Origin of the sequence: Verminephrobacter aporrectodeae subsp. tuberculatae At4, from assembly GCF_000193225.1 — a bacterium.
In the GTDB taxonomy this organism is placed as follows: Bacteria; Pseudomonadota; Gammaproteobacteria; order Burkholderiales; family Burkholderiaceae_C; genus Acidovorax; species Acidovorax aporrectodeae.
In genome coordinates this window covers 1-718 of record NZ_AFAL01000558.1, presented here as the reverse complement: position 1 = coordinate 718, position 718 = coordinate 1, and the positions used below count along the sequence as shown (strand labels likewise).

Here is a 718-nt window from a genome sequence, read left to right as displayed (position 1 = left end):
CACGGTCGATGGTCGGCTGCAAAACTATGGCACCTGGCAGGCCCGCGGTGGACAGATCGCCGTCACGACCCATGGTCAGCTGGAAAACCGGGGCACGATTGCAGCCGGCGCGGTCAGCTTGGTTGCCGCCAAGGGGCATATTCACAATACCGGCTCCGTCCAGGGCACACGGAGCGTTGTCACCGCTTCAGAAGGAGATACCTACCTGTATGGTGCAGGCCTTGCCCAGCAAACCGCAGGCAGTGCCGTGGTCATCAGCGCCAAGGGGGAGGTCAAGCTTGTCAACGACACCAACTACGGTGCTGCCCAAGTAAGCAGCACCGCTGGTGGCGGACAAGTGAGCATCAGCGCCGGACGCAACATCGACCTTGACCCCGGTACATCCGTGGCAGCCGACAAGGATGTGCAACTGCGCAGCGATGCCCTTGTGGTGGCCCGCCACAATGCCAGCGTCACGTCGCGCAGCGGCAACGTCTCGATCCTGTCGGGCACGGGCATTGCCTTGGACGACAGCACGGTCACGGGCCAGCAAGTCCATCTGGAAACCGGGGCTGAGTTCAGGGACAGCGCAGCCGACATATGGATCAAGGGCGGCAACGTCCGCGGGCAAACCCAAACCACGGCGCTGGCCACCGGGGACATTCGCATCTCCAGCCCCGGCAGCACAGCGGTCAGCAGTGACGGCAATGTCCACATTCAGGCGGCTCGGGCGGTGGAC

General features: G+C 63.8%; 1 protein-coding gene. It reads left to right on the top strand.

Features of this window, described 5'->3' with window-relative positions:
* On the top strand, window positions 1–718 hold a 718-nt coding region (locus VTU_RS33735), incomplete at both ends, for a hypothetical protein (RefSeq protein ID WP_010106836.1).